The 26582-nt window shown below is 62.2% G+C and carries 27 protein-coding genes, 3 tRNA genes and 1 pseudogene; 21 read left to right on the plus strand and 10 right to left on the minus strand.

What is annotated here, in order from left to right; genetic code table 11:
• Both VBE63_RS08740 and VBE63_RS08745 read right to left on the minus strand, forming a co-directional pair.
• Positions 1–459: pseudogene (locus VBE63_RS08740) on the minus strand (hypothetical protein); the annotation flags it as partial.
• A 127-nt stretch (positions 460–586) separates the two neighbouring features.
• Positions 587–1147 carry a hypothetical protein gene (locus VBE63_RS08745; protein WP_323682633.1) on the minus strand — a complete coding sequence of 187 codons (561 nt, stop codon included), beginning with the start codon at positions 1145–1147 and terminating at the stop codon, positions 587–589.
• A gap of 255 nt (positions 1148–1402) precedes the next feature.
• Here VBE63_RS08745 and VBE63_RS08750 point away from each other — a divergent pair, with 255 nt between their 5' ends.
• Positions 1403–2122: an MBL fold metallo-hydrolase gene (locus VBE63_RS08750; protein WP_323682634.1), complete on the plus strand. Its 720-nt coding sequence runs from the start codon at positions 1403–1405 to the stop codon at positions 2120–2122.
• A 258-nt stretch (positions 2123–2380) separates the two neighbouring features.
• On the opposite strand, the gene VBE63_RS08755 is transcribed toward VBE63_RS08750, so the two are convergent.
• The 5 genes from VBE63_RS08755 to VBE63_RS08775 form a co-directional block, all read right to left on the minus strand.
• A complete protein-coding gene (locus VBE63_RS08755; protein WP_323682635.1) occupies positions 2381–3100 on the minus strand; it encodes a hypothetical protein in 720 nt (239 codons plus the stop codon).
• A 294-nt stretch (positions 3101–3394) separates the two neighbouring features.
• On the minus strand, positions 3395–3850 hold the full coding sequence (locus VBE63_RS08760) for an ATP-binding protein (protein ID WP_323682686.1): 456 nt from the start codon (positions 3848–3850) through the stop codon (positions 3395–3397).
• A gap of 24 nt (positions 3851–3874) precedes the next feature.
• On the minus strand, positions 3875–4090 hold the full coding sequence (locus VBE63_RS08765; protein ID WP_323682636.1) for a hypothetical protein: 216 nt from the start codon (positions 4088–4090) through the stop codon (positions 3875–3877).
• Positions 4080–4994 (minus strand): DnaT-like ssDNA-binding domain-containing protein, encoded by a 915-nt coding sequence (locus tag VBE63_RS08770; RefSeq protein WP_323682637.1) that lies wholly within the window; start codon positions 4992–4994, stop codon positions 4080–4082. Before VBE63_RS08770 ends, VBE63_RS08765 begins: the two co-directional genes overlap by 11 nt.
• Entirely contained in the window at positions 4991–5200 is a 210-nt protein-coding gene (locus tag VBE63_RS08775; RefSeq protein ID WP_323682638.1) for a helix-turn-helix transcriptional regulator, read from the minus strand. Before VBE63_RS08775 ends, VBE63_RS08770 begins: the two co-directional genes overlap by 4 nt.
• A 745-nt stretch (positions 5201–5945) precedes the next feature.
• Between VBE63_RS08775 and VBE63_RS08780 the strand changes: the two genes are divergently transcribed.
• Positions 5946–6071, plus strand: a complete 126-nt coding sequence (locus VBE63_RS08780; protein WP_323682639.1) for a hypothetical protein — start codon at positions 5946–5948, stop codon at positions 6069–6071.
• A gap of 301 nt (positions 6072–6372) precedes the next feature.
• Here VBE63_RS08780 and VBE63_RS08785 read toward each other — a convergent pair whose 3' ends face one another.
• Positions 6373–6840 (minus strand): helix-turn-helix transcriptional regulator, encoded by a 468-nt coding sequence (locus VBE63_RS08785; RefSeq protein ID WP_323682640.1) that lies wholly within the window; start codon positions 6838–6840, stop codon positions 6373–6375.
• A gap of 111 nt (positions 6841–6951) precedes the next feature.
• Here VBE63_RS08785 and VBE63_RS08790 point away from each other — a divergent pair, with 111 nt between their 5' ends.
• The 3 genes from VBE63_RS08790 to VBE63_RS08800 all read left to right on the plus strand — a co-directional run bounded on the left by VBE63_RS08790 (position 6952) and on the right by VBE63_RS08800 (position 8352).
• Positions 6952–7290 (plus strand): flagellar transcriptional regulator FlhD, encoded by a 339-nt coding sequence (locus VBE63_RS08790; RefSeq protein ID WP_323682641.1) that lies wholly within the window; start codon positions 6952–6954, stop codon positions 7288–7290.
• Positions 7287–7823: a FlhC family transcriptional regulator gene (locus tag VBE63_RS08795; RefSeq protein ID WP_323682642.1), complete on the plus strand. Its 537-nt coding sequence runs from the start codon at positions 7287–7289 to the stop codon at positions 7821–7823. Before VBE63_RS08790 ends, VBE63_RS08795 begins: the two co-directional genes overlap by 4 nt.
• Before the next feature lie 277 nt (positions 7824–8100).
• Positions 8101–8352 (plus strand): hypothetical protein, encoded by a 252-nt coding sequence (locus tag VBE63_RS08800; protein ID WP_323682643.1) that lies wholly within the window; start codon positions 8101–8103, stop codon positions 8350–8352.
• Between the two features lie 236 nt (positions 8353–8588).
• Here the strand turns inward: VBE63_RS08800 and VBE63_RS08805 are convergent.
• Positions 8589–8664 (minus strand) — tRNA-Thr (locus tag VBE63_RS08805).
• A gap of 145 nt (positions 8665–8809) precedes the next feature.
• Between VBE63_RS08805 and VBE63_RS08810 the strand changes: the two genes are divergently transcribed.
• From VBE63_RS08810 to VBE63_RS08860, 11 genes are all read left to right on the plus strand, one after another.
• Positions 8810–8886 (plus strand) — tRNA-Val (locus VBE63_RS08810).
• Between the two features lie 186 nt (positions 8887–9072).
• Positions 9073–11004: a threonine--tRNA ligase gene (thrS, locus tag VBE63_RS08815; RefSeq protein ID WP_323682644.1), complete on the plus strand. Its 1932-nt coding sequence runs from the start codon at positions 9073–9075 to the stop codon at positions 11002–11004.
• Between the two features lie 194 nt (positions 11005–11198).
• Positions 11199–11717: a translation initiation factor IF-3 gene (gene infC, locus VBE63_RS08820; protein WP_323682687.1), complete on the plus strand. Its 519-nt coding sequence runs from the start codon at positions 11199–11201 to the stop codon at positions 11715–11717.
• Positions 11718–11837: 120 nt separating this feature from the next.
• Positions 11838–12035, plus strand: a complete 198-nt coding sequence (rpmI, locus tag VBE63_RS08825; RefSeq protein ID WP_200251268.1) for a 50S ribosomal protein L35 — start codon at positions 11838–11840, stop codon at positions 12033–12035.
• 90 nt (positions 12036–12125) lie between these two features.
• Positions 12126–12491 (plus strand): 50S ribosomal protein L20, encoded by a 366-nt coding sequence (gene rplT, locus VBE63_RS08830; RefSeq protein WP_323682645.1) that lies wholly within the window; start codon positions 12126–12128, stop codon positions 12489–12491.
• 77 nt (positions 12492–12568) lie between these two features.
• A complete protein-coding gene (pheS, locus tag VBE63_RS08835) occupies positions 12569–13618 on the plus strand; it encodes a phenylalanine--tRNA ligase subunit alpha (protein WP_323682646.1) in 1050 nt (349 codons plus the stop codon).
• Between the two features lie 74 nt (positions 13619–13692).
• Positions 13693–16152: a phenylalanine--tRNA ligase subunit beta gene (pheT, locus tag VBE63_RS08840; RefSeq protein ID WP_323682647.1), complete on the plus strand. Its 2460-nt coding sequence runs from the start codon at positions 13693–13695 to the stop codon at positions 16150–16152.
• Between the two features lie 115 nt (positions 16153–16267).
• Positions 16268–16567 carry an integration host factor subunit alpha gene (ihfA, locus tag VBE63_RS08845; RefSeq protein ID WP_323682648.1) on the plus strand — a complete coding sequence of 100 codons (300 nt, stop codon included), beginning with the start codon at positions 16268–16270 and terminating at the stop codon, positions 16565–16567.
• Positions 16548–16916 (plus strand): MerR family transcriptional regulator, encoded by a 369-nt coding sequence (locus VBE63_RS08850; protein WP_323682649.1) that lies wholly within the window; start codon positions 16548–16550, stop codon positions 16914–16916. The genes ihfA and VBE63_RS08850 overlap by 20 nt, the downstream gene beginning before the upstream one ends.
• 35 nt (positions 16917–16951) lie before the next feature.
• Positions 16952–17028: transfer RNA gene (locus VBE63_RS08855), tRNA-Pro, on the plus strand.
• Positions 17029–17281: 253 nt separating this feature from the next.
• Positions 17282–19990: a carbamoyltransferase HypF gene (locus VBE63_RS08860; RefSeq protein ID WP_323682650.1), complete on the plus strand. Its 2709-nt coding sequence runs from the start codon at positions 17282–17284 to the stop codon at positions 19988–19990.
• Positions 19991–20176: 186 nt separating this feature from the next.
• Here the strand turns inward: VBE63_RS08860 and nadB are convergent, their stop codons facing one another.
• Positions 20177–21832 (minus strand): L-aspartate oxidase, encoded by a 1656-nt coding sequence (nadB, locus tag VBE63_RS08865; protein ID WP_323682651.1) that lies wholly within the window; start codon positions 21830–21832, stop codon positions 20177–20179.
• Between the two features lie 356 nt (positions 21833–22188).
• Between nadB and rpoE the strand changes: the two genes are divergently transcribed.
• The 5 genes from rpoE to VBE63_RS08890 all read left to right on the plus strand — a co-directional run bounded on the left by rpoE (position 22189) and on the right by VBE63_RS08890 (position 26520).
• Positions 22189–22767, plus strand: a complete 579-nt coding sequence (gene rpoE, locus VBE63_RS08870) for an RNA polymerase sigma factor RpoE (RefSeq protein WP_323682652.1) — start codon at positions 22189–22191, stop codon at positions 22765–22767.
• Between the two features lie 65 nt (positions 22768–22832).
• Entirely contained in the window at positions 22833–23441 is a 609-nt protein-coding gene (locus tag VBE63_RS08875; protein WP_323682653.1) for a sigma-E factor negative regulatory protein, read from the plus strand.
• The gene (locus VBE63_RS08880; RefSeq protein ID WP_323682654.1) at positions 23428–24435 is read left to right on the plus strand and encodes a MucB/RseB C-terminal domain-containing protein; all 1008 of its coding nucleotides are present in this window, start codon (positions 23428–23430) and stop codon (positions 24433–24435) included. Before VBE63_RS08875 ends, VBE63_RS08880 begins: the two co-directional genes overlap by 14 nt.
• Positions 24432–24914 carry a SoxR reducing system RseC family protein gene (locus VBE63_RS08885; protein WP_323682655.1) on the plus strand — a complete coding sequence of 161 codons (483 nt, stop codon included), beginning with the start codon at positions 24432–24434 and terminating at the stop codon, positions 24912–24914. Before VBE63_RS08880 ends, VBE63_RS08885 begins: the two co-directional genes overlap by 4 nt.
• Positions 24915–25167: 253 nt before the next feature.
• Positions 25168–26520 carry a DegQ family serine endoprotease gene (locus tag VBE63_RS08890; RefSeq protein WP_323682656.1) on the plus strand — a complete coding sequence of 451 codons (1353 nt, stop codon included), beginning with the start codon at positions 25168–25170 and terminating at the stop codon, positions 26518–26520.
• Positions 26521–26582: the final 62 nt, after the last annotated feature.

Consider the following 26582-nt stretch of genomic DNA (forward strand, 5'->3'; position numbering starts at 1 on the left):
TGTCTGCGCCGTATGCGTCATCAACCCCTGACCGAAGAAGCGCAGCAGAAAAAAGCCCAGCACCAGACCGGGCACCCCGACGCTGAGCGCGAGCGCGACGCTGCCGAGCGCTGCTCCCAGCACCACGCCGGCGACCATCAACGGCAGTGCGACCCGGTCCACGAGATGTCCGGCCGCGATCAGCAGCAGGGCACTGAGCAGGGTGGCGGTCGAATAGACCAGCCCAAGTCCCCCGTGCGAGAGCCCAAAGGTCGCGCGCCATTCGCCGCCGAACAGCGACAGCACAAAGGTTTGGCCGACGGCAGAGAAGGCGACCATCAGAAAGCCGACGCTGAGCAAGCGCCAGTGGCGCAGTAGGGGGATGCAAGGAGCGCCTCCAGGGGACGCAGGATCGCCAGACACGCGGCCTTCACCCGAACGGCGGATGCAGCGCGACCAAGACAGGCGTGCAGTGTTCATCGTAGCGATCTGCACCGGCTGTCATTGTAGGCATCGCAGACGCCGCTCAGCATCCGGTCTGTGCAGCGAAGGCCGAAGCGCAGGGCGCCAGATGACAGAGACGCGTCAGGATCGCCCCGGCTCACGCTCAACGACGAACGACGTCTGCCACGTCAGCAATCGCGGCCTCTGCGCCCCCGAGCGCGAACGCTGTCTCAGCAAACCGACCATCGGCCGCGAGATACCCCAGACTGAGCCTGCTCTTGCAGGCTTGCAGCGCAGCGATCTGGCCCGTTGTCCCGTCCAGCCCATCGGCATGCTCGAGCACGAAGGAGACGTAATGCGCGCCGGCATGATAGAGCGAGGAGGGCGGCTCACCGCTGCGCTGCGCGAGCTGATGCGTCAGCGCATCGCGCGTGAGCCGCTGCCCCGTATCGCCACACCACCAAGCCAGGCGTGCTGTCGAGTCCAGCGCGGGAGCCGTTTTGGAGGGCAGAAAGGTTGCCCAGACCCGCGATTCATTGCTCGCGGCATGGAGCTTCAACTGATCGCCCTGCGCGTTCTTGACCGCCGCGATCTTCACGCGGATGTCATGGCGTGCATCGTAGAAGTCGCTCAGCGTCCAGGGCTCCTGCGCCCAGGAGGTGGCGCAGAGCGTCGACCCGAAAACGATCAATGCCAAGCGCCAGGCTGCTCGCATAGGCTGCATGCTCATGCCTCATGGTGTTGGGAGCGGGTAGAGTCATCCAGTCCTCTAGCACGCGGCTGGCGCCACGCACCGAGACTCAAGACTGAAGCCGACAGTCTGCGGCTGTCGGCGCCGAGGCTCCAGGAGCATGATCAATCGCTATCCGACCAATCAGCCTGGATCAGTGCTGAGTTCCTGCGTTGAGCGCCTGTGCGTCGGAGGCATGAGGCAAACGATGAGACTGGACCCGTGCTCGGCCCGCAACAGGACCTCCCGATGACCGCCAACCTGCGTCTGACCATCCTCTTCGACAACCAGCCGAGCCCCGCCGGGCTGACCGCACTCTGGGGCTTCGCCGCGCTGATCGAGACCGGCGAGCGAACCCTGTTGTTCGATACCGGCAGCAACGGGCGCGTGCTGCTCAAGCACATGGCCGCGCTTGGCCTCTCGATGGCCTCGGTCGATCAGCTGTTCCTGTCCCATGCCCACTGGGACCACATGGGCGGGCTGGATTCCGTGCTCGAGGCCAATCCCGCGCTCAGCGTGGTCCTGCACGAGGGCTTCTCCAAGCACCTGATCCAGGATCTGCACGGCCTCTGCCGTGAGGTGACTGTCGTCGGTGCCGAGCCACAGACCCTTGCCCCCGGAATCATCTCCACCGGTCTGCTCGCGAGTCAGCCGCCCGAGCAGGGCCTGATCCTCAACCTGGGCGGCCTCAGCATGGCGATCAGTGGCTGTGCCCATCCCGGTATGGAGCAGATCATCTCGCGGGGTCGGGCGCTGCTCGGTGAGCCGATCCGCTGGGCGATTGGCGGTTTTCACTTGATGTACGCCGATGATGCCGAGATCACCCGATCGGTGCAGGCCTTGCAGGCGCTCGGGGTGACCGATGTCCTGCCGACCCATTGCACCGGTGATGTGGCCATCGCCGCGTTTCAGGATGCCTATGGCGACCGCTGCGTGCCCGGTGGGGTCGGGCGCCGATTGGAACTGTGAATCCTGCCCATGCGTTGTGGCGTAGGTGGATGCGCTGCGAGCCCGGAACCAGTAACTGATCGTCAGCAAATCGACACAGGCTCCGCAGTTGGCTTTGGGCAGGCCGCCGGGTTGGGCTTTTTCTGACCAATCCGGCCGCAGTGATTGATTCAGCAGCCGCTTTCAAGGTTCGCGCCGTCGTTGCACACAGGCTTATCCACAAGGGTTGTGGAACAGGCTGGCGAACACGCTAGGGAAGGATGTGCGATGGCAGCTGGCCTATTGTGCTGTCTCAGACGCGGTTGTCTCAGAGCCTGCGCTCTGCGAATCCGCCTTCCCATCATCCGCGTCCTCCTGCTGCCCAGCGTCATCATCGTCTTCCTCGCCATCGACCAACGAGCCCGTCGCCAGGGTCAATGCGTTCACCGCGTCATCGGCCGCCAACAGCTCGGCATCTTTACCCGCACGCCGAGCCGATTCGCGCGCGCGGCGCTCCAGATCGATGATGGAGCGCCCAAGCCCGTAGACCAGACGACGCAACCTGTGGGTGGCATCCTTGCGTTGCTTGTTACTGAGCAGACCGGCGAACCAGAGCCCATCGAGGAGCATCAGGATCTTGTCCAGCAACAGCACCAGGCGGACATAGTGGGCCAGCTGCGGCGATGAGAGCTGCAGCGTCACCTCCCGCGGATTCGTGTAGCGCGGCACTGGCACGCCGCCTTCCTCATCGGCCAGCGCTTTGAGCCGTGCATGCTCGTCCTGCAGCGTTTGGGCGACCGCCTCGATGCGCTCCGAGACCAGGGCCTCGATCTGATCCATGTCGGACTCCTCACCGATGATGCGCAGCACCACCGAGATCGAATACAGCGCCCTGACCACGAGCACGAACGAATGGCCACGCTGCAGCACGTACTGGGCATTCTGACTGTGGATGGTCAGGGTCTGGTCGAGAACCGGTTTTGAGAAGCGACGTTTCTGATTGGGTGCGGCGGTGGCCATGCGCAGTCTCCGGGGCAGGGGAAATCCCAGAGGGTAGGGCGAGTCCGGGATTGCCGCAGCCACGAAAGCTCAGCGCGTTTCGGACGATTCGACAGTGCTCAACGGCGATCGCCCGAGCAGCGGCTAACGTGATAGGCAAGGCCCCAACAGAGGGCCGCGCAGCGTATTGAGCGACATCATCAGCCACCCCACTGGAGGTGCAACTGTTCGTTGTCTCGTCCGGATCAATAGACAGTGCCGTCTCCACCTGGGATCACGATCGAGGCGGGCCTTATAGCAACACAACAGGATGCCTCAAACGCTCTTCAGCATCGTCGAGCCCGATCGGCGCGGGCGTTGCCGATAACTCTCCCAAGCCAAGGCGATCAGCACTGAACCGCCTTCGCAGAGGCGATCCATCAGCCGTTCACCAAGAGAGTCGGTCAGCTCATCGCGACTCAGGTTGCTGACCAGCACCGTCGGGCGCAGATCGCTGTAGCGGGCATCGAGCACATCAAACAGCATCGCCCGGCGTTTGTCCTCGTTGCCGATCGCCATGCCGACCTCGTCCATGACCAGCAGGTCGACCCGGGTGAGCATGGCAATGGCCTCGCGCTCGCTATAGGCGGCATCGGACGCAAAACTCGCGCGCATCAGGCGCAAGGCCTCCGACATCGAGAGCAACAAGGCGCTGCGACCGGCGGTCAGCACCTCGGCGACGATGGCGCAAGCGAGATGGGTCTTGCCGGTGCCGGGGGTGCCGACCAGGATAAGACTGTCGCCCTGCGGCGCGCGCTAAACGTGTCCAGCGTAGGCCCGACAGAGCCCAAGTACGCGTCGTTGCTCGGCGGTGACCGCCTGATAGTTGGCAAAGGTCTTGTCGCGATAGCGCGCCGGAATCCCGCTGCGTCCAAGCAGGCGTTCGGAGGTGCATTGTTTTGCGGCACGTTGTTCGGCGAGAATCCGCCGCACCTCCTCGCGTCCGGGTGCGCCCAGTTCCTCAAGCGACATCACCGGCGCGCAGCCAGTCGATTTGATCGAGCGGAGTTGCTCCCGCAGCGTAGTCTTTATCGGCCAGTCGCTGAGGTGTTTCATGGGTCGGCCCCTGGGTCATGCGGGACTGCAGCAGCTGCAGTCGGTTGATGAAGGTGGCATCCCAGCTCTTGCGTGATTCACCGCAGTCGCGCCAATAGATGACGAATTCGTCGATCTGCGCCTGCACCCAGTCGCGCGTGAGACCGCGCTTGTGCGCCCAGGCATAGACCGACGCGCTCGGTGTCCAGGTTGGTGGGATCGGCGCAGCGCGGGTGCATTGTTGAGGCGTCGGGGATGCGCAGACGTCTGGATGGCTCGGCGCCGGTGACTGGGATGAGGGCGTCACCGGCGTTGGTGTCGCTGCTCCGGGAGCACGCATGGCAGCCGAAGCGTCGCCTTGCCGCACCAAGGTCAAATGCTGAGCTTTGCTCGGACGGGTGGTTGGTGGGGCTGACGCTCGCGTGTTGTCGGCAGGAGGCGGCGGAGTTTGATGCGCGCTGTCCTTAGGAGCCTGTCCCTGAGCATGAGACACTTGAGGTGCTCGCGTGAGCGCGTCAACCTCGTCGACAGTGTCCCGGGTCACCCGCTCCTGAATGGCCGGCGTATCCAGCGCCGGACAGAGCAGCTGGTACTGGGTTGGAGACCCACGTCCAGGGCGGTGCCGCTGCAGATAACGGCCATCGAGCCCGGCTAAGGCCTTACTGAGACCGCGTGGCGTCAGTGCAACCAGCTTGGACAGTGCGTTCAACGAACAGTGGCAGGGATGACCACGATGCAGTTGCTCACTGAGCGCCAGCAGGACCAACCGCTGCGATGGGGTGACGCCAGGACACTGCCAGGCCCAGGCGCGCACCGCCTCAATGGGCACGGGTGCGGTCATGGCCCTGCGTGCTTAAGCAGATCGATCACCTCGACATCCAAGGCCTTGGCGATTTGGGTGAGGCTGTTGAGGGTGGGATTCTCAACCCGGTTCTCTAGGCGAGAAATCCAGCCCTGCGTGACCTTGGCTCGATGCGCCAATGTGGTTTGGGAATAGCCGAGCTGCTGACGACGTTGACGGAGAGTGACACCGACTGAACTGCGCATTGAGGGCCTCCCAAGCGAACGACATGAGCGATCAGCGCGCGAGAGGCCTGCTCGATCGACGTCGGGGCTCAAGCGCGCTGCCAGAGAGAGAGCCTAGGCAAAGCGCGGCGCCGATGCAGTGGCGACAGATGCCGATTTTCGGCGTTTAAGGGGATTGACAAGGCCAGATCGCGGGCGCCGTTCCCTGGCCATCGATCGCGATCAGCCGCTGCCGCAGAAGATCGGCTTGGGCGCTCCTAAAGGGCGCCGAACAGCCGATGCAAGGGTTTGCGCGGAGGCGCACGACGGACATGATGCGGATGCGCGGGTCTACTTGGGCCTCTCAGGGGAGTTGCCGAGCGGGTGGATTCCGGCTGGCAGGCTGCGCGGGATCACTGGGTCATAGACCGGGGTGACGAAGGACGCCATGGATACCCTGGCCCCCATGCCCGCTGCCGCTGGTCTCGCACTCGGGCAGCGCCCGGTCGCCTAGTGTCCAGGCATCTGCTGACAGTTGGGGCGCCAACCACTAATCACGCTTGCCTATAAGCAGGCCGAGCAACGTTGCGGTCAAGGCACCAACGAGCGCTAGAAACCCGAAAAGCCCAAGCATGTCGCTCTGAAACGTGGGAAGGTAGCGGACGAAGTAGAGCGTGGCAATGCTACAAAACCAGAGAATGGCACTGATCACCAGCAGCGACAGATTTGGACTGAACACTGGCCCAGAGTTGACGCAGGTGGGTTCTGATCGAGGGAGCAGGTGGTTATGCGCTCCGTGGTTGAAGTCCACTGGCCCATTGCCGAACAGGGCATCGCCCACATGCACATGGAATCCGCCGCCTTCCCACTGCTGAAGTGGTGGCTGCCCGTTTTATACGGATTGCGGGTCTGAATTCGCCTGATCAGGGTCGACAGCGGGTTTGACCTGGTCGGCGAAGCCTCGGATGGCGTCGCGAATCTCATCTTGACGGGTACTCATGGCATCGGTCCTCACATCGATGGGGAGCAAATCAATCGAAACGCGCACCGATCAGCAGACCCTGCGCCGCAGAACAATACCCGATCGCCGCCCGTTCGCGAACTCAGCGCAGCACGTCCTCACCCGACCTGCTGGATCGCGTGTTCGCGGCTGACGGCAAGATGTCGGCCTTGACCGGGAGCCGGAATCAGGGCGCATGGCGGGACGCGCCGCATCAATCGCTCGCGAGTCGCACCAGCCGGAGCATCGGCTTCTCCGAGATCGACTCGCCGTTGCATTGCATCTCGTAGAGCAGCGCGATCAGTTCGGCTTTCTTATCAGAGGCCATGCTGCCGCCGATCTCCTTGAGGCCCTCTTCGACGCCGGCGATCACCGCGCAGAGCGTCGCCAGATCGAGCTTGTCCTCAACCCCATCACGACGCCCTTCCCCAGTGGCCAGCCAACTGAGCGAGACCTGGGCCGTTTGGGCGATCTCGACCAGCTTATCGGCGCCGGGGACGCTCGTGCCCGCGAGATATTTGCGGAAGATACTTTCTGAGATTCCACACTTTTGCGCGAATCCCAGGGTGCTCATGTTGCCCTTGATCTCGGCCAGGCGTTGCGGGAAACCAGCACTATCCCAACCGGGGTAGCCGGCTTGATGCGGGGTTGAGTCTCTCTTAACCGTCTCAGCAGCAGACATGATGGACGTCACTCGCAGTCTTCGATGAACAGATGGTAACGCTTTATTGCGAGTAATATTTGCAGATCTCGCGGTTTAGTGCGTATTATAACGCGAACTCGGACGACTTGTATGCCTGATATGACGATTCCAGAGACTCAGCCGGAAACCGATCTCAACCGGGAGGTGATCGCTTTGAATTTGCACTGGCTTCTGAGCGCGCAGGCGCTGGCACGCGCCGATGCGCAGAAGGCCAGCCTGATCTACGGTCTCGATCGGACGTTGATAGGCCTGCTACGCGAGGCCTCTTTCCCCGTGTTGCGCGCCCTGGCTGAGTCTGGGGTGTTGCACTTTCAGCCGCGGTTTGAGTCGCGTCTGCTTGAGGAACGCTTCGTCGCAACCTCGGCGTCAACCCTGGCGCTCGATCTGCAGGCCGTGCTGCTCGCTGCTGAGCAGATGGAGCGCTCATGAGACTGCAGCAGTTGGCCCGCACACAGCAGGCCGTAGCGCTGATCAGAGGCGGGATGCGCACGACGTTGGTCCAGCGGATCACGGGCTTGCGCGCTGAGTTGGTGCGCGAGCTGCACCGGGAGATTCATGCGGACAAGCCCAAGTCCGGTCCGTTGCCGAGCACGCAGACGCTGCTTGATTCCGTGATCAGTCAGGCCAGCGCGTCACTGTTCATCGCACTCTATTGCGCGCTTGGCGGTCCCGAGACGGAGCGGCAGATCCAGCTTGAGGCGTTGCTGCAGGCCCATCGGTTGTACCGGGAGCAGTGGGACCGCCTTGGGGCTGGAGGGCGTCTGGGAGCGCCGATCGATATCAACGCCGCTTGGGTACTGGCCCGGGATCTAACCACTGGCTTCGCGGCGCGTTTGCCGGCAGTGCCACATCCATTACCTCGCTGCGGACTATTCGCGCACCGCGCTGCAGTGTCCGATCTGCAAACTCAAGCAACGCAGTGTTTGGCGGCCACGGGGTGGTGCGCGGTCGGCGAAGGATAACGAGGCCGTTGAAGTGCGTCACGCCAGAAGATAGCGGGCGTCGCTCAGGCTTGATGCCACAGAGGGCATCCCACCCAATCAACCGGCCGACTATGGCTGTGCTCGGCAAGAGAGCAACAAAAAAATGCCCTTCAAGCGATCAACGCGAATGGGCTGCCATCGGATTGGCGCACCCTGAGTGAGCGCCGTCTCAACACCAGAAGGTCCACATCGTTTTCCAGCGAACGAGCGCAAGTCCGAGGATCGCGTTTTTCTCCATGACCCAAGCAGGATAACCATGCAAACAGCAACGCATCACAACGACAGCATCCGAACCCCCAACGAGCCCCAGGTCGACAACGATCGATTGATCACAGCCGATGAGGTTCGGCGTCTGGCTGGCGGCATCAGCGATATGACATTGTGGCGCTGGATCAAGCTGGGGATCACCCCGGCACCCTTGGTGATTGAGCGTCGTCGTTACTGGTGGCGATCGGCGGTCGTCGCCTCGCTCACGCGCGCTGGTCGGGGTGATGCCGAGGGGATTTAGGAAACAGGCCTGGAAGGAGATTCACCGGATGGGAGCCGCTGACAATCAAGATCTCCGACCGCTAACGCTCATCATCAAAATTCTAGGTCGGCGGCCACTTGCTCTCGTTGATGCGGTCCGCCAGCGTTTCTACGCTCCCGTTCAAACGTTTGCAAAATGTTACCCCTAGCGTTACCCCGGAGTCCTAAATTGATAAAAAGGGTAGCTGAATTTGAGCTTAACCCTTATGTTTTAACTGGAGCCGATGAGCGGATTCGAACCGCTGACCTACTGATTACGAATCAGTTGCTCTACCACCTGAGCTACATCGGCGAGAGGAAGGAGGTTGGATGGACAACCAGCCGCCCATGGTAAGAGATCAGTTTTGCGGCCACAAGGGTTTTGTGCACTCTGGCGATTTTGTCGCGATTTCTGCTTGCCAAGTGTCGTGAGGCGATATATTCTGTGCGGCTTCGACAGGCGCGTAGCTCAGCTGGTTAGAGCACCACCTTGACATGGTGGGGGTCGTTGGTTCGAGTCCAATCGCGCCTACCAATTTAGTCGGTTGTCGGCAGCACGGATGGTGCCGAGCCACCGGAGCCGTCAGCCTTGGCCGTTGCGCGCTGCGCATCGTTTGCCTGGGGCTGGCGGTTTTTGGTTTCTGGCGGGCGCGTTGCGGCTGTCGCCCCATTTCATGTGGCTCCTCGTATCGGCCACCACTGACACCCTGAGGTTTCGAGAATGCCAACGATCACCCTTCCAGATGGCTCCCAACGGCAGTACGCCGAGCCCGTCACGGTGCAGGCGATTGCAGCCGATATCGGCACTGGTTTGGCGAAGGCAGCGTTGGCGGGGCGGGTCAATGGCCAGTTGGTCGACACCTCGTTTCCTATCGACGCCGACGCAATCGTCGCGATTGTGACTAGCCGAGATGAAGAGTCGCTTGAACTGCTGCGCCATGATGCCGCGCATGTGATGGCGCAGGCGGTGCAGGAACTGTACCCAGGCACGCAGGTGACCATTGGGCCGGCGATCGAGAACGGCTTCTATTACGACTTTGCGCGCGACGAGCCCTTTACCCCCGATGATCTAACCGCGATCGAGCAGCGCATGCATGAGATCGTCAAGCGCGATCTGCCGATCCAGCGTGAGGTTTGGGAGCGCGAGCAGGCGATGACGGTGTTTCGCGAGCTTGGTGAGGCCTATAAAGTCGAGATCATCGATGACCTCATCCCGGAGGGCGAGGAGGTCTCGGTCTATCGCCAGGGCGACTGGTTCGATGTCTGCCGCGGCCCGCATCTGCCGAGCACCGGCAAGCTCGGCAATGGCTTCAAGCTGACTAAACTGGCTGGCGCTTATTGGCGCGGTGATTCCAGTAATGTCATGTTGCAGCGCATCTATGGCACCGCCTGGCGTGATAAGAAGGAGCTCAAGGCCTATCTGCATCGGCTCGAGGAGGCCGAGAAGCGGGATCATCGCAAGCTCGGCAAGCAGCTCGACCTGTTCCACTTCCAAGACGAGGCGCCGGGGATGGCGTTCTGGCACCAAAAGGGCCGGATCATCTATCGGCAGGTCGAGGAGTACATGCGCGTCAAGCTCGACGAGTACGGCTATCAGGAGGTCGAGACGCCGCAGGTGTTGGATCGCTCGCTCTGGGAGCGTTCTGGGCACTGGGAAAAGTTCGCCGATGACATGTTCACGACGCAGCTCGATGAGCGCGATTACGCGATCAAGCCGATGAACTGTCCCGGCCACATCCAGATCTTTAATCAGGGGCTAAAAAGCTATCGCGAGCTGCCGCTGAAGATCGCCGAGTTTGGCGTCGTCCATCGCAGCGAGCCTTCAGGCACCCTGCACGGGCTGATGCGCGCACGGCGTTTCACCCAGGATGATGCGCATGTTTTCTGCACCGAGGATCAGCTGCAGCAAGAGGTGTCGACGCTGATCGAGATGGTGTTTGAGACCTATCAGGACTTCGGCTTCGATCAGATCGATCTGGCGCTGTCGCTGCGGCCGCAGAAGCGGGTCGGTAGCGATGATCTTTGGGACAAAGGCGAGGCGGCCCTCGACAAGGCCCTGCGCGACAAGGGGCTGGATTTCCGTGTGCAGCCCGGCGAAGGCGCCTTCTATGGCCCGAAGATCGAGTTCACCTTGCGCGATAGCATTGGCCGTACCTGGCAATGTGGCACCATCCAGGTTGATTTCTCGATGCCGGGCCGGCTCGGCGCCTATTACATTGGCGAGGACAATGCTAAGCAGGTGCCGGTGATGATCCACCGCGCTATTCTCGGCTCGATGGAGCGGTTTATCGGCATCTTGATCGAGCATTACGCGGGCGCGTTGCCGCTCTGGCTGGCTCCGGTACAGGCAGTGGTGCTGACCATCACCGATCATCAGCGTGACTATGCTGATGAGATGGCTAAGGTCTTGCGAGACAAAGGGTTCCGTGTCGATGCCGACTTGAGGAACGAGAAGATCGGCTTTAAGATTCGCGAGCACACCCTGCAGAAGGTTCCCTACCTGCTGGTGGTTGGTGATCGCGAGATGGAGAGTCAGACGCTGGCGCTCCGCAATCGTCAAGGCGCGGACTTGGGCCTGGTTAGCATCGATGACTTGGTGCGGAAGCTAAGCGACGAGGTTGCCCAGCGTGCAACCGGAGTCGTCGAGTCCTGAAGAGTCGCTAGCCTTGGGTCGCTTCTGTGTTGGCGAGGCTCGCTGATCGAGATCGTTCTGCTGGATGATCAAGGGCTTGCCTAGCCCAATGGGTGTGTTATCGAGCGGCGCTGTGGGTTGGCCTCCAGGTTGCTTCCTGGGCTGCTCAGCATCACGCTGCTGTCGGTCTTTTCGTATTTCGGAGGAAGTCTGCTATCGCTGCACCAAAACGTAACCGCGTCAATGAGGAGATCTCGGTTCCCCAGGTTCGCTTGATCGCCGAGGATGGCGAACAGGTCGGTATCCTCGACCTGGCTGATGCCATGCAAAGGGCCACAGAGGTGAGCCTGGATCTCGTTGAGATCGTTCCGAATGCCGATCCGCCAGTCTGTCGGCTGATGGATTATGGACGCTTCCGGTTCGATCAGAAGAAGAAGCAAAACGAGGCGCGCAAGAAGCAAAAGCAGGTTCAGGTCAAGGAGGTTAAGTTCCGGCCTGGCACCGATATTGGCGATTATCAGGTTAAGCTGAAGAATCTGACTCGGTTCCTGAACGAGGGCGATAAGGCGAAGGTCACGATGCGTTTTCGTGGTCGTGAGCATGCGCACCGAGAGCTTGGCCTTGATCTGTTGCGGAGGGTCGAGAAGGATCTCTCCGATATCAGCATCGTTGAGCAACAGCCGCAGATGGAAGGGCGGCAGATGATCATGGTGCTGGGGCCGAAGAAGCATTAACCCAACAGATGATTCGCCATAACGCGTATCCCGATACGCGGCGCCCGGGCCGGGCTTCCGATGCGCCGCATCCAATAAGCTGCCGACAGGATCGGTGGCAAGCACACTACGGAGTGAAAAATGCCCAAGATCAAGACCAATCGCGGTGCCGCAAAGCGCTTCGCGCGCACGGCGTCCGGACTGTTCAAGCGTAATGCCTCGCACCGACGTCATATCCTGACCAAGAAGGCGACCAAGCGGAAACGTCAGTTGCGCAAGAATCATCTGCTGCATAAGTCCGATAACCGGGCCGCGCGGCGCATGATGCCTTACTGCTGAGTCCCGCCAGCCCTTGCCGAGCATGGCGCCATCGGCCAACGCGGCCGAGCCTGCTCAGCCATGACGATTTGAACACTTCGGAGAACGACTATGCCACGCGTTAAACGCGGCGTGACCGCGCACGCTCGCCACAAAAAGATCCTCGACCAAGCGAAGGGCTATTATGGTGCCCGCAGCAAGGTCTATCGGGTCGCCAAGCAGGCGGTGATCAAAGCCGGTCAGTATGCTTATCGTGACCGCCGCCAGCGTAAGCGTCAGTTTCGCGCGCTCTGGATCGCCCGCATCAATGCCGCTGCTCGCCTGCATGGGTTGTCCTACAGCCGCATGATTGATGGGCTTAACAAGGCAGGTGTCGAGATCGACCGTAAGATGCTTGCCGAGCTTGCCTATGAAAACGAGCCAGCCTTCGGTGTGCTGGCGGAGCAGGCCAAGGCGGCTTTGGCCGACGCCTCCTAAGACGCAGCCACTCGCAACGCGCCGTCTCGAGTCGTAGACGGCGCGTCATCTTCGCCTGTGATCTTCTAGAGGAACCCATGACGCAACGTCCTGCTGATGCCGATTCGGCTGCTGACCTGGCCGATCTCGAGTCGGCCGCACTCTTGTCAGTCAATGCGGCCACAGACTTGGCTGCCCTCGACGATGTGCGGGTGCGCTATCTGGGCAAGACGGGCCTGCTGACTCGGCAGCTCAAGTCGCTCGGTGCCTTGCCAAAGGATGAGCGGCCTGCCGCGGGCCAGCGGATCAATGAGTCGAAGCGAGTCGTGCAAGAGGCGCTGGATGCTCGCCGTGCCGAGCTTGAGGAGCAGCGATTGGCGGCCCAACTGCGGGATGAGCGCCTCGACCTGAGCTTGCCGGGGCGCGGTCAAACGCCTGGCGCCTTGCACCCGGTCACGCGCGCCATGACACGCATCGAGCGTCTGTTCGCCAATGCCGGCTTCAGTATCGCCGAGGGACCCGAGGTTGAGGATGACTATCACAACTTCGAGGCCCTCAATATCCCGGCGCATCATCCGGCGCGGGCGATGCACGATACGTTCTATTTCCCGGATGGGCGTCTGCTGCGCACCCATACCTCGCCAGTGCAGATCCGGGTGATGGAGATGCAGGAGCCGCCGCTGCGCATCATCGCGCCCGGGCGCGTCTACCGTTGCGATTCGGATCTGACCCACACGCCGATGTTCCATCAGGTCGAGGGTTTTCTGGTCGACCGAGAGGCGACCTTCGCCGATCTTAAGGGTGTGCTCTACGATTTCCTACGTCACTTCTTCGAGCAGGAAGATCTGAAGCTGCGCTTTCGACCCTCGTACTTTCCGTTCACTGAGCCCTCCGCCGAGGTCGATGTGCAATGCGTGAAGTGCGGTGGTCGGGGCTGTCGGGTCTGCAAGCAGAGTGGCTGGCTGGAGGTGCTGGGCTGCGGCATGATCCATCCAGAGGTCTTCCGCCAAGTCGGCATCGACTCCGAGCACTGGCTCGGCTATGCCTTCGGCATGGGCGTGGAGCGTTTGGCGATGCTGCGCTACGGTGTCGATGACTTGCGACTCTATTTTGAGAACGATCTGCGCTTTCTGTCGCAGTTCGCCTGATCCCAGTCGACTTGATCCTAACCTCAACGTGAACAAGACTATGGCTCGAACGGCGCGTTTACGCGGAGTGCCTTATGCGCTTTAGTGAATCCTGGCTGCGTGAATGGGTCGATCCTCCGCTTGATGCGCAGGCCCTCTGCGATCAGCTCAGCATGGCCGGCCTTGAGGTCGATGCACTCGAGCTGGTGGCGCCCGCCTTTTCGGGCGTTGTCATCGGTGCCGTCGAAGCCGTCGAGCCGCACCCCGATGCGACCAAGCTGCGCGTGTGTCGGGTTGATGTGGGCGATGAGGAGCCGCTGCAGATCGTTTGCGGTGCGGCCAACGTAGCGGCTGGACAGCGGGTTCCTGTAGCGCGTATTGGCGCTGTCCTCCCTGGAAACTTCAAGATTAAGAAGGCCAAGCTGCGCGGCGTGGCCTCGCAGGGGATGATCTGCTCGGCCTCGGAGTTGGGCTTGGCGGAACGCTCGGACGGGATCATGACCCTGCCGGCCGATGCTCCGATGGCTGAGGATCTGCGTGACTGGCTGGCGCTCGATGATCACGCGATCGAGCTCGATCTGACGCCCGATCGCAGCGATTGCCTGAGCATTGCCGGCGTCGCGCGCGAGGTCGGCGTGCTGAACCGCCTGAGCCTGACTGAGCCGGTGGAGAAACCGGTCGCGCCCCTCCTGGATGACCGTTACAGCCTGCAGCTTGAGTCGCCGGCTGCCTGTCCGCGCTATGTCTGCCGCATCATCCGCGATCTTGACCCGACTGCCGAGACGCCGCTCTGGATGACGGAGCGTCTGCGTCGCAGTGGGCTGCGGCCGATCTCGCCGATGGTTGATGTCACCAACTATGTGCTGCTCGAGTTGGGGCAGCCACTGCATGCGTTCGACCTTGACAAGCTTGAGGGTGCGATCCGGGTTCGTATGTCCTGCGCCGGCGAGCGTTTGGTGCTGCTCAATGACGAAGAGGTCGAGCTCGACGATGACACCCTCGTGATCGCCGACGACCATGGGCCGGTGGCGATGGCTGGCATCATGGGAGGGGCCGCCAGCGCGGTGTCTGAGACGACCCGCGATCTCCTGCTCGAGAGTGCTTTCTTCGCGCCCGAGGCGATCGCCGGTCGGGCGCGCCGCTATGGTTTGCACACCGACTCCTCGCATCGCTTTGAGCGGGGCGTCGATCCGATGCTGCAGCAGCGGGCTATCGAGCGCGCCACAACGTTGCTGTTGGCCATTGCTGGCGGTCGGCCAGGTCCGCTGGTGGAGGTGCTGTCGGAGGCCGATCGACCTCAGCCGGTCTCGCTGCTGCTGCGCTGCAAACGTATTCAACAGGTGCTCGGCATCTCGCCGGACGATGCGCAGGTGGTCGATATCCTGACGCGGCTTGGGATGTCGCTGCAGTCGATCCCTGTGGGCGCTGCCGGTGATAACGCCGGGGAACCTACCGCCGAAAGCGCTAGGGAAGGCGCGCGGGGCTGGCAGGTCAGCGTGCCCTCGCGGCGTTTCGACATCCAACGCGAGGTTGATCTGATCGCCGAGATCGGTCGGATCTACGGCTACAACGCCATCCCGGTCACCCATGCGCGCTCGGCCGCCTTGACCCGTGCGCCACAGGAGATGGCCTTCGACATCGACCAGGCACGCCGGACCCTGGTTGCCCGCGGCTACTTCGAGGCGATCACCTATAGCTTCGTCAGCCCGGAGCAGAATCGCTGGTTTGATCCGAGTCCGGCTTCAGCGCCCTTAGCCCTGGCCAACCCGCTCTCGGCAGAGCTTTCGGTCATGCGAACAAGCCTCTGGCCAGGCCTGATCCAGGTCATGCGGCAAAACCTGGCGCGTCAGCAAGCGCGGGTGCGGCTATTCGAGACCGGACTGCGCTTTCTTGGCGGTTCGGCGGACCTTCGGCAGTCGCCCAGTCTAGCCGCTGCCATCGTTGGCTCGGTGCTGCCAGAACAATGGGGTACATCTGAACGTCTGGCGGATGTCTTTGATCTCAAATCGGATCTTGAGGCCGTGCTGACGCAGACCGGGCGGCTCGACGCGCTCCGGCTTCAGCCGCCAGCCTCTGAGCATGAGGCGCATCCGGCGCTGCATCCGGGGCAGAGCGCGGCCTTCTGGCTGGGCGATCAGCCGATTGGCTGGATCGGCACCCTGCATCCATTGTTGGCGCGACGGCTGGAACTACCGAACAGCGTTCAGCTGTTCGAGATCGACCTCGCTGCGTTGGGGGTTGGCAAGCGGCCGGCATTCGAGCCCTTGTCCCGATTTCCCTCGATCCGCCGCGATCTGGCGATCCTGGTGCCGGTTGAGCTTGGATTCGAGCAGGTCCGCCAAACGGTGATGGCTGCCGCTGGTGATCTGCTGAAACAGCTGATCTTGTTCGATCAATACCAAGGTGACAAGATTGAGCCGCACCACAAAAGCTTGGCTTTCGGATTGATTTTACAGGCATCTTCTCAGACACTGGTGGACGCTGAGGTGGACGCTGTGGTGCAGGCCGTGCTCGAGCGGCTTGAACAAGAGCTGGGAGCCAAGCTGCGTACCTGAGCTTGATCGCTCGGCAGGGTAAGGTGTTCCAACGTCTTGGCGCCTTATTTGCTGGCATCCGGCACAGGCCTTTTTATGGCATCCCCCTGAAGGTTTTGAGGAGCAGAGTAGGTATATGGCACTCACCAAGGCGGATATGGCAGAGCATCTGTTCGAAGTGCTCGGGCTGAATAAGCGCGAGGCCAAGGACGTGGTGGAGATGTTTTTCGAAGAGATCCGCGTGGCGTTGGAGAAGGGCGAGCAGGTCAAGCTCTCCGGCTTCGGCAATTTTGATCTCCGCGAGAAAAAGCAGCGTCCGGGGCGGAATCCGAAGACAGGCGAAGAGATCCCGATCACTGCACGGCGTGTTGTCACTTTCCGGCCCGGACAAAAATTGAAATCGCGGGTCGAAGCCTATGTCGGAAACGAGCGTTAGTCTTAAAGAACTGCCGCCGATCCCGTCGAAGCGCTACTTCACCATCGGTGAGGTCAGCGAGCTCTGCGATGTGAAGCCGCATGTGCTGCGTTATTGGGAGCAAGAGTTTCCGCAGCTCAAGCCGGTGAAACGTCGCGGCAACCGTCGTTACTATCAGCACCATGACGTCGTCATGGTGCGCCGCATCCGTGGGCTGCTCTACGAGCAGGGCTTCACCATCGGTGGGGCTCGCCAGCAGTTGAGCGGCGAAACGGCCAAGAAAGATAGCACCCAGAGCCATCAGATCATCAAGCAGGTGCGTCTGGAGCTTGAGGAGATCCTGCAAGATCTTCGCCGACGCACCCGTTGACCCTTCGCGTGCAGGGGGTTATGCTGGTCGACTTTCCGGGCGTAGCGCAGTCTGGTAGCGCACCACAATGGGGTTGTGGGGGTCGCAGGTTCGAATCCTGCCGCCCGGACCATCACTCGCTGTCCATGACCTGTTTCCCGATGATTGTCAGGCAGTGGCTCTCACATCAGGCTCTTGTTGATGGACGCTTTCCTAAGAACGCGGTAATGGCGCTTGCTGTTACCGCGTTTTTTTGTGGTTGCCGCCATGCTCGCTCCTGTTGTGGCCAGCGCTATTGCCTCATGTCGTCCTGACAAGGGCGCAAGGCGGCGATTCTCCTTCGCGCCACGCGCGTGCATCGAGCGGGTGCGCAGAGGAACAAGTTGATGTCAAATGCCCAATCCTCTAGACAGCGACTGCGCCTGCATACCGCGGCTGAGGGTGAATTGATCCGCGTCCGTGGCCTGGTGCAAGGGGTTGGCTTTCGGCCAACGGTCTGGCGTTTGGCGCGCGATGCTGATCTCCTGGGGGATGTCTGTAACGACGGTGAGGGCGTGCTGATTCGGCTCTGGGGCAGCAGTGCCGAGATCGATGACTTCTGTCGGCGCCTGATGGTCGAGTGCCCGCCGCTGGGGCGTATCGATGGCATCGAGCGGCGGCTCTGTGAGGGACCGGCGCCTGCAGACTTCAGGATCCTCGAGAGCGGGGCGGGGCGGGTGCACACTGGCGTGGTTGCGGATGCTGCAACCTGTCCGGCCTGCGCGACGGAGATCGCTGATCCAAGTGATCGTCGCTATCGCTACCCCTTCACCAACTGCACCCATTGTGGACCGCGACTGAGCATCATTCGCTCGATCCCTTATGATCGTGCCAACACCAGCATGGCCGAGTTCGAGATGTGCCCGGTCTGCGCGGCTGAGTATCAAGACCCGGCCGATCGCCGCTTCCACGCGCAGCCCAATGCTTGTCCTGTCTGTGGTCCCAAGGTCTGGCTAACGGATGCAGAAGGGCGTGATCTGACTCTGGCTGCTGATGATGCCGATCAGCGCGCGGCTCAGGGGGCTTCTTTGGGCGCTGATTTGGAGGCTGGTTCATCGCTTGAGTCGGCGCCGGATGTAGAGGCGTCGCCAGCGGCTCCGCCAACGCAAGGCCGATGGGTTGATCCCGCGGCGCGGGATGCGATCGATGCCGCCAGCCACCTGCTGGCGCGGGGTGCGATCCTGGCGATCAAGGGCCTTGGCGGCTTTCATCTGGCCTGCGATGCGACCCAACCGGCGGCGGTTGCCGCGCTGCGAGCACGCAAGCATCGGGCGGCCAAGCCCTTTGCGCTAATGGCCAGGGATCTGGATGTGATCCGTCGCTATTGCACGGTCAGCCCGGCTGAGGCAGAGCTGCTGAGCTCGGCAGCGGCGCCAATCCTGTTGCTGGATCAGCTTGAGGTAGGAGCTGCGGTTGCGCCACCCAGCACCAGCACCAGCACCTCATCGGTAGCGCGCTTGGGCTCATCGGCGGTCGCTGGCAGCTCGGCTGACCCAGGTCGAGACTCAGGCCCCGGCGTCGGCGAGAGCCCCAGGGCTGGCCAACTCACTAGCCAACTCCCAGGCGCTGATATGGCTGGACGCGGAACGACTCCGATCGCGGCAGAGGTAGCCCCTGGTCAATCAGCACTGGGCCTGATGCTGCCCTATAGCCCCTTGCACCAGCTGCTGCTGCAGGCCTGGGACCGGCCCTTGGTGATGACCAGCGGCAACCGGAGCGATGAGCCGCAATGCATCGAGAATGCGGAAGCGCTAGAGCGCCTGGCTGGAATCGCCAATGCCTGGCTGCTCAACGATCGAGAGATCGTCAATCGGGTCGATGATTCGGTCGCGCGCCTGATTCAGGGCCGCACGTGCTGGCTGCGCCGGGCGCGTGGGGCGGCGCCGACGCCGCTCAAGCTGCCCGCCGGTTTCGAGACCGCGCCTCGGGTGCTGGCGCTTGGGGGCGAATTGAAGAATAGCCTCTGCCTGCTGAGCGACGGGCAGGCGACCTTATCGCAGCACCTCGGTGATCTCGAAGAGGCGCGCACCGCGCGTGAGTTCGAACGCACGGTCGGCCTGTATCAGGCGCTGTTCGAGCATCAGCCGGAGATCATCGCCATTGATGCGCATCCGGACTACCGCTCGTCCGCATTTGGGCGGCGGCTGGCGGTCGAAACTGGCGCCCGCTTGGTCGAGGTGCAGCATCATGCGGCGCATTTGGGCTCGGTGCTCGCGGATGCCGACTGGCCACTCGATGCCGGTCCAGTTCTCGGGGTGCTCTTCGATGGCCTGGGTTATGGAGCGGACAAGACGATGTGGGGCGGGGAGTTCCTGCTTGGCGACTATCGTCAGTGGCAGCGCATTGGCCATCTGCGACCCTTTAGCCTACCGGGCGGGGAGCGCGCGATTCGCGAGCCCTGGCGCTGCCTCTATGCGCAGCTTGAGAGCAGCCTGGGCTGGGCGAACTGCCTAGAGCGTTGGAACGGCGTGGAGCCCGTGCGAGCGCTTCAAGAGCGACCGATCGCGATGCTGGCTGAGATGATCAAAAAACAGCTGAATGCGCCGCGCACCACCTCGGTTGGACGCCTGTTCGATGCGGTTGCGGCGGCGCTTGGGATCTGTGCCGAGGGCATCGCCTACGAGGCGCAGGCGGCGATCGAGCTCGAGACCCTGGCGCGGGGCGCGCTGGGTGGGGTGGATGGCGACAGTGCATGCCCGAGCGGTTACCCGTTTGCCATCGACAGTGAGTCCCAACCCTGGCAGCTCGATCCGGCGCCGATGTGGTCGGCACTGCTCGATGACCTGGCGGCCGACGTGCCGGAGTCGGCGATCGCGGCGCGCTTCCATGGCGGCTTGGCTTCAGCCGTTGCCGAGCTAGCTGCCCAAGCAGCGCATCGCTATGGTGTCGAGACCGTCGCGCTCTCGGGCGGGGTGTTCCAGAATCGCACCCTGTTCGAGACGACACTGAAAACCCTGAGCGATTCCGGGCTACAGGTGCTGACACACACGCGCGTTCCAGCCAACGATGGCGGTCTCGCACTCGGGCAGGCGGTGATCGCTGCGACCGTGCCCTGATGAGTCTTCGCGTTTGATCGGGGCAACCCAAAAAGAGCCTTGCAACTGCAGATGACGCAGATAAGCGCAGCGCGCGCAAGACGCTTCTACAGTTTCACCTATAAACTGCAGATGACGCAGATGTGCACAGATTAAAATAATATAAAACAATGCTCTTTTTCGGTTTAAAGAAGTGAAGATGCAGAATCAGGAACAGCCATGGGTAGGCGGCTGCTCACCCCAGCCTCCGCTGCGGGGGCGATAGCGGTTTGGGATCAGCACCGTCGGGCGTAGCTGGCTAGGGTCTTTTTGCGGGAAGTCGAGAGTGTAGTGCAGACCACGACTTTCGCGTCGGCGTTGCGCCGATTGGATGATGAGATCAGCGACGTCGACTAGATTGCGCAGCTCGAGCAGGTCGGTCTTGACCCGGAAATGGCTGTAGTGCTCAATGATCTCCTGGCGCAACAGGTCGACCCGGCGCTTGGCGCGAAGCAGGCGCTTGTTGGTGCGGACGATGCCGACATAGTCCCACATGAACCGGCGCAGCTCCTCCCAGTTGTGCGAGATCACCACCTCTTCATCGGCCTGGGTGACGCGGCTCGCATCCCAGGCCGGCACCTCGGGTGGCGTGGGCCAGTCGCTTTCCAGCTCAGCGATGTCTTTGGCGGCGAGCTCGGCGAAGACGAGGCATTCGAGCAGCGAATTGCTGGCCATCCGGTTAGCGCCATGCAGCCCGGTATAAGCCGTCTCGCCGATCGCATAGAGCCCTGGCAGGTCGCTGCGGGCGCGGGCATCGACCAGCAGCCCGCCGCAGGTATAGTGGGCAGCGGGGACCACCGGGATCGGCTCGCGGGTGATGTCGATGCCGAGCTCGAGGCAGCGCGCATGAATGGTCGGGAAGTGCTCGGTGATGAAGTCGGCCGGGCGGTGCGAGATATCGAGATGGACGAACTTGCTGCCGGTGCGCTTGATTTCGTGGTCGATGGCGCGCGCCACCACATCGCGCGGTGCCAGCTCGGCGCGGTCATCGAAGCGCGGCATGAAGCGGTCGCCGTCAGGCAGCTTCAGCTCCGCGCCTTCGCCGCGCAATGCCTCGGTGACCAGGAAGGATTTGGCCTTGGAATGGTAGAGGCAAGTCGGATGGAATTGCATGAACTCCATGTTCGCAACCCGACAGCCGGCGCGCCAGCCCATCGCGATGCCATCGCCAGTGGCGACATCGGGGTTGCTGGTGTAGAGATAGACCTTGCTGGCGCCGCCACTGGCAATGACGACGAAGCGGGCGAGGAAAGTGTTGACCTCGTTGGTCTTATTATCAAGCAGATAGGCGCCGAGGCAGCGGTTGTCGGCGCCGCCGATCTTGCGACTGGTGATGAGGTCGACGGCGGCGTGATGCTCGAAGAGCTCGACGTTGCTACGCTGGCGCACCCTATCCGTGAGGGTCGTCTCGACCGCGCGGCCGGTGGCATCGGCGGCATGGATTACGCGCCGATGGGTATGACCACCTTCACGGGTGAGATGGTAGCCGCTGGAACCGCTGCCGCTGTCATCGCGAGTAAACTCGACGCCAGCGTCGAGCAGCCAGTGGATATTGCCGGGACCGCGCTCGACGACGAGGCGCACAATCGACTCATCGCAGAGCCCATCACCGGCCTTCAGGGTATCCTGTACATGGGCATCGATGGTGTCGGTGGCATTGAGGACTGCCGAGATGCCGCCTTGGGCATAGAGGGTATTGCCTTCCTGAAGCTCGCGTTTCGAGACCACGGCCACTGAGAGTCTCTGTGGCAAGCGCAGCGCGAGACTGAGGCCAGCGGCACCGCTGCCGATAATGAGCACGTCATGGCGGTAGAGCTTGGGCATGATGTCAGGATTCCTCGCGCGAGCAGAGACGGATAATGACGGTTTTGTTGCAATCAGTCCTCGGAGCAGAGTATGCCGCAGGCTGGCAGTTGCGTCGCCTGTCTGTCATAGGGACGGGGTTGGCGACTGCGGGGTGGTGCAGTCGGAGACGCCTCTGATTCAGATCTTGTCTATGCTTTGTTGTCGACAAAGATTGGACGCTGTGCGTTCGATCAGCATATTAAGCGGGCAGCGGTTAAACTGTTGGATGGCATTGCGACAAATCAAGGCGCCAACTGCTCGACAGAGAACTTTCATTGGAGGGGTGGTGTCAATGCGGCAGGTAAGCGGAAATCGGCCGGCGCGGGAGTGGCCGCGTGTCTGAGCGTGAGGTTGATCAAGCGCTCGTCGAGCGTGCGCAGGCCGGTGATCGGCGTGCTTTCGATCTGCTGGTGCTCAAGTACCAACAACGGATTGCCGCGCTCATTGGTCGCTACTTACGCGACAGTGCCGAGGTCTTGGATGTGACCCAGGAGGCCTTTTTGAAGGCCTATCGAGCGCTGCCGGGGTTCCGCGGCGAATCGGCGTTCTATACCTGGATTTACCGTATCGCGATCAACACGGTGAAGAATTACATGGTCGCTCAGAGTCGCCGTCCGCCAGGGGATGACGTTGACGCCGAGCTAGCTGAGCAGATGGACATGGGCGCGGCATTGCGTGACAGCGCAACACCGGAGCGCGAAGCGCTGACCGATGAGATTGCCCAAACCGTGCAGGAAGCCTTGGATGCACTGCCAGACGATCTGCGAGCGGCGATCATGTTTCGCGAGATCGATGGTATGAGCTATGAGGAGATTGCGACCACGATGGAATGTCCTATTGGAACCGTACGCTCACGGATCTTTCGCGCCCGCGAGGCGATTGATAAACGTCTTCGGCCGCTGCTCGAGGGATGATCTGAGCCATCCTAGCCTGCGGGCCGAAACCACCCCATGAACGACTGACGAGCGAAGGCGACAGCATGACCACACCCACTGCGGACCAAGGGCACCTGGCAGCATTGATCGATGGCGAGCCCGGTCCCGGCGGATTCGAGGTTGCGATTGATGCTGCCGAGCGAGATGCTGAACTGCGTGCCCGTTATGAACGCGCACTCCTCATCGGGCAGGTGTTGCGAGGTGAGCCTTCGTTGCCCTCGGCGCGCCTAGTGAGTGCTCGGGTCTCGGATGCGCTGGCCACTGAGCCGGTGGTGATGCGTCCGACCAGGCGACGACCCGCACAGCAGTTGACGTCGATCAGCCGGGCTCCGATCAACCGTTCAGCGGCAGGGATTGCGATTGCGGCGAGTCTGGGCGCGCTGGCCATCCTGGTGGGCCCTGGGCTGATGACTGGGCGTGACAGGGGGCCAGCTCAGGCGGGGGCACCGATGGCCCAGTCTGCGCCAGCTGAAGGCCTCGAGCATCTGGTGCCGGCCACACATCTGGTCGAGCGCTGGGCGGTCATGGATGAGCCCGCGAGCTCAACGGCTCTGGACGAGCTACTGGTCGATCATCGCGAGCGCGCCTCAGCCTCAGGGCTGACCGGTTTCATCCCCTATGCGGCTGTGGTGGGCCCCAGTGGCGTTCGTTGACGCGATGCTGCGCCGCTTGCTCCGTCGTCGCATGAGGTCTGCCGGCCTGGTTGGCGGTCCTCTGCTGCTCGGTCTGCTCTTGCCATGGAGTAGCGCTTTGAGCGATGGCGAGCGTTCTCCGGTTGATCTGCTCGGCCAGATGTCCAGGGCGCTCTCTGAGCTGGAATACGAGGGTACGCTGGTCTACCTCAACGGGCATGAGCTCTCGACCCTGCGGATCGCGCACCGTATCAGCGGTGGTCAGGCGCATGAGAGCCTGCTCGCACTCAGCGGCCCGGTGCGGGCCGTCGCCCGCAGTCGGCAGACCGTGACCTGCGTGCTGCCGGATGCGCGCGCGATTTCGGTGCCGCGGCATCTGGGCAGTGCGGCAACCTTGCACAGCGGTTCACTTGATGCAGAACGCTTGCGTCCGTATTACCTGATCCATGGTCTCGGCCGGTCGCGGGTTGCGGGGCGCGATACCCATGTCATTGGCATCATCCCGCGGGATAATCTGCGCTATGGCTATCGATTCTATGTTGACGAGCAAACCGGCCTTCCGCTGAAGACCGACCTGATGGATAGTTCAGCGACGCCGATCGAACAGGTGATGTTCACCGAGATCGAATTCCTGAATGGCGATTCGACCGAGGCTGCCGACACCACGCCAACGCTAGCCTCGAAACCGCCGGCTTCGTCGCTGTCCTCGGCTCCGGTTGATGCCGCGCCCTGGTGGTTTTCTGAACTGCCCTTGGGCTTCGAGGTGGTTGCCGGCGATGCGTCTGCTGCGGCGAGTGCCGCGATTCAGCGCCGTTGGTTCATGGTGAGTGATGGCCTTTCCACGGTCTCGGTCTACATCGAGCCGGATCAAGGCCATGGACTTGCCGGCCACAAGCGAGTAGGGGCCATCAATGCGGCCGGGCGCTCGCTCAACGGCTTTCAGATCACCGCGGTTGGCGAGGCACCATTGCCGACGGTGAAGGCGATCGCTGCCGCCGTTGAGGGACAGCCATGATCGAAGAACAAGCCATCGTCGTCTCCAGCGAGGCCGGCATTGCCGAAGTGGAGATCGTCCGTCGTTCCACTTGTGGTGCTTGCAGTGCACGCTCCGGTTGCGGCGTCTCGCTGCTGGATCGGGTGCTTGGCCGTCGCCCGCAGCGGCTGTTGCTGGTTGACAAGCTCAAGGTGCGCGCGGGCGATGAGGTGATCGTCGGCATTCCCGAGGGCGCCTTGTTGAAGGCTGCAGTCGCGGCCTACATGGTCCCGCTCGTCGGCCTCTTGGCCGGCGCCCTCCTGGGTGATCTGATGCTGAGCGACGTTGCCGGTGTTCTGGACCAGGGGTGGCCATTGCTGACCGGCGTCCTTGGATTTGTTGCTGGACTCGTGGTGACGCGCCTCTACAGCCGGCGGCTGGCGACTGACCCGCGCTGGCGCGCCGTCTTGTTGCGTCGAGTCACCCAGAGCCTCTCCGTCGGCCTCCCTCGCGTGCCCTGACGTACTCCTACCGCGGCTGGATCAAACGCACCTCTCGCATCGGACTGCAGTCGAGGCGGCCCGCTTCTGTTATCGTTATCGGTTGTCGCTACTGGCTTCTGCCGGTTTCGGGTGCGTTTGCCACCGTTCTTCTGGGGTCTTCATGCGTCATCGGTATCTGCTTCTGCTCGTTCTCATGGCAGTTTGCCTGTTCGGATCTGCTCAGGCCGAGCCCGAGCCCGAGCCCGAGCCCAGTCGTGCTGTGGAACCTTCCGTGCAGACTTCCGCGCTGCCGAACTTCATTTCGCTGGTCAAGCGCTATGGCCCATCGGTGGTCAATATCAGCAGTAAGCAAGGCTATGGACTGGGGCCGCAGGAGTTCGAGTCCGACGGGGGGCTGCCTGAAGATAGCCCGCTCTACGACTTCTTTCGCCGCTTTCTAGATGAAGATCGGCCGTTGCCAGACGATGGCGATCAGGGACGCTCGTTGGGCTCGGGCTTCATTCTCAGCCCTGATGGCTACATCCTGACCAACGCCCATGTGGTTCAAGCCGCCGATGAGATCATCGTGCGCATGAGCGACCGGCGTGAGTTCGTCGCGCAGGCAATCGGCACTGATGAGCGCAGTGACATCGCGCTGCTGAAGATCGATGCCAGTGACTTGCCAGCGGTCGAACTGGGGCGCTCCGAAACGGTCGAGGTGGGCGAATGGGTCTTGGCGATCGGCTCACCGTTCGGCTTTGAGCACTCGGCAACGGCCGGCATCATCAGTGCCAAGGGCCGCTCGTTGCCGTCGGAGAACTATGTGCCTTTTATCCAGACCGATGTGGCGATCAACCCAGGTAATTCTGGCGGGCCGCTGTTCGATCTGGAGGGCCGGGTGGTTGGTGTGAACTCCCAGATCTACAGCCGCACCGGCGGTTTCATGGGGCTCTCCTTTGCAATCCCGATCGACGTCGCGATCGATGTTGTTGAACAGCTCAAGGAGAAGGGCAGGGTGAGTCGCGGCTGGCTCGGTGTCTTGATTCAGGATGTGACGCGCGATCTCGCTGAGCCCTTTGGGCTGCAGCACCCGGTTGGGGCGCTGGTCTCGCAGGTGTTGCCGGAGAGCCCGGCGGAGAAGGCGGGGCTGCGCGCCGGCGACATCATCTTGACATTCGATGGGTTCGAGGTGCCCACCTCAAGTAGTCTGCCGCCGCTGGTGGGTGTCACCAAGGTTGATGTCACGGTGCAAGTCGAGCTTTTGCGCAATGGCGAGCGGCGCCAGCTGGCTGTGACCCTGGCTGAACTGCCAGAGGATGAGATGGCGACCCGCCATCCCCGCCATTCGGTCGAGCCGGCGTCAAACCGCCTCGGACTTGTGATGAGGGAGGTGCCAGAGGACCAGCGTGAGTTGCTCGGCCTGGAGCGCTTGGGCGTGTTAGTGGACCGCGTCGAGACCGGGCCTGGTGAGCGCGCGGGTCTTCGAGCGGGTGATGTGATCCTGCACTTTGGCAACGAGCCAGTCCAGGGCCTAGCGCATTTTGATCGGCTCGTGGAGGCGGCCCCTGCCGGCGAGTCGGTCGCGGTGCTGGTGCAGCGAGGCGATGGGCGCATGTTCTACGCACTGCGACTGCCGCCGGAGTAGTCCGCGGCCGCAGTGCGCGCCCGATGCGTCTCTCTGATCGCTTGCATGAATCGCTTTCGCTT

The sequence above is a fragment of the Lamprobacter sp. genome (genome assembly GCF_034860625.1).
Taxonomy (GTDB): Bacteria; Pseudomonadota; Gammaproteobacteria; order Chromatiales; family Chromatiaceae; genus Lamprobacter.

Coding starts and splice junctions, on each gene's coding strand:
- VBE63_RS08745 (WP_323682633.1), bottom strand. CDS start 1,147: ATGCAGCCTATGCGAGCAGCCTGGCGCTTGGCATTGATCGTTTTCGGG.
- VBE63_RS08750 (WP_323682634.1), top strand. CDS start 1,403: ATGACCGCCAACCTGCGTCTGACCATCCTCTTCGACAACCAGCCGAGC.
- VBE63_RS08755 (WP_323682635.1), bottom strand. CDS start 3,100: ATGGCCACCGCCGCACCCAATCAGAAACGTCGCTTCTCAAAACCGGTT.
- VBE63_RS08765 (WP_323682636.1), bottom strand. CDS start 4,090: ATGTCGCTTGAGGAACTGGGCGCACCCGGACGCGAGGAGGTGCGGCGG.
- VBE63_RS08770 (WP_323682637.1), bottom strand. CDS start 4,994: ATGACCGCACCCGTGCCCATTGAGGCGGTGCGCGCCTGGGCCTGGCAG.
- VBE63_RS08775 (WP_323682638.1), bottom strand. CDS start 5,200: ATGCGCAGTTCAGTCGGTGTCACTCTCCGTCAACGTCGTCAGCAGCTC.
- VBE63_RS08780 (WP_323682639.1), top strand. CDS start 5,946: ATGCGCTCCGTGGTTGAAGTCCACTGGCCCATTGCCGAACAGGGCATC.
- VBE63_RS08785 (WP_323682640.1), bottom strand. CDS start 6,840: ATGTCTGCTGCTGAGACGGTTAAGAGAGACTCAACCCCGCATCAAGCC.
- VBE63_RS08790 (WP_323682641.1), top strand. CDS start 6,952: ATGCCTGATATGACGATTCCAGAGACTCAGCCGGAAACCGATCTCAAC.
- VBE63_RS08795 (WP_323682642.1), top strand. CDS start 7,287: ATGAGACTGCAGCAGTTGGCCCGCACACAGCAGGCCGTAGCGCTGATC.
- VBE63_RS08800 (WP_323682643.1), top strand. CDS start 8,101: ATGCAAACAGCAACGCATCACAACGACAGCATCCGAACCCCCAACGAG.
- thrS (WP_323682644.1), top strand. CDS start 9,073: ATGCCAACGATCACCCTTCCAGATGGCTCCCAACGGCAGTACGCCGAG.
- rpmI (WP_200251268.1), top strand. CDS start 11,838: ATGCCCAAGATCAAGACCAATCGCGGTGCCGCAAAGCGCTTCGCGCGC.
- rplT (WP_323682645.1), top strand. CDS start 12,126: ATGCCACGCGTTAAACGCGGCGTGACCGCGCACGCTCGCCACAAAAAG.
- pheS (WP_323682646.1), top strand. CDS start 12,569: ATGACGCAACGTCCTGCTGATGCCGATTCGGCTGCTGACCTGGCCGAT.
- pheT (WP_323682647.1), top strand. CDS start 13,693: ATGCGCTTTAGTGAATCCTGGCTGCGTGAATGGGTCGATCCTCCGCTT.
- ihfA (WP_323682648.1), top strand. CDS start 16,268: ATGGCACTCACCAAGGCGGATATGGCAGAGCATCTGTTCGAAGTGCTC.
- VBE63_RS08850 (WP_323682649.1), top strand. CDS start 16,548: ATGTCGGAAACGAGCGTTAGTCTTAAAGAACTGCCGCCGATCCCGTCG.
- VBE63_RS08860 (WP_323682650.1), top strand. CDS start 17,282: ATGTCAAATGCCCAATCCTCTAGACAGCGACTGCGCCTGCATACCGCG.
- nadB (WP_323682651.1), bottom strand. CDS start 21,832: ATGCCCAAGCTCTACCGCCATGACGTGCTCATTATCGGCAGCGGTGCC.
- VBE63_RS08875 (WP_323682653.1), top strand. CDS start 22,833: ATGACCACACCCACTGCGGACCAAGGGCACCTGGCAGCATTGATCGAT.
- VBE63_RS08885 (WP_323682655.1), top strand. CDS start 24,432: ATGATCGAAGAACAAGCCATCGTCGTCTCCAGCGAGGCCGGCATTGCC.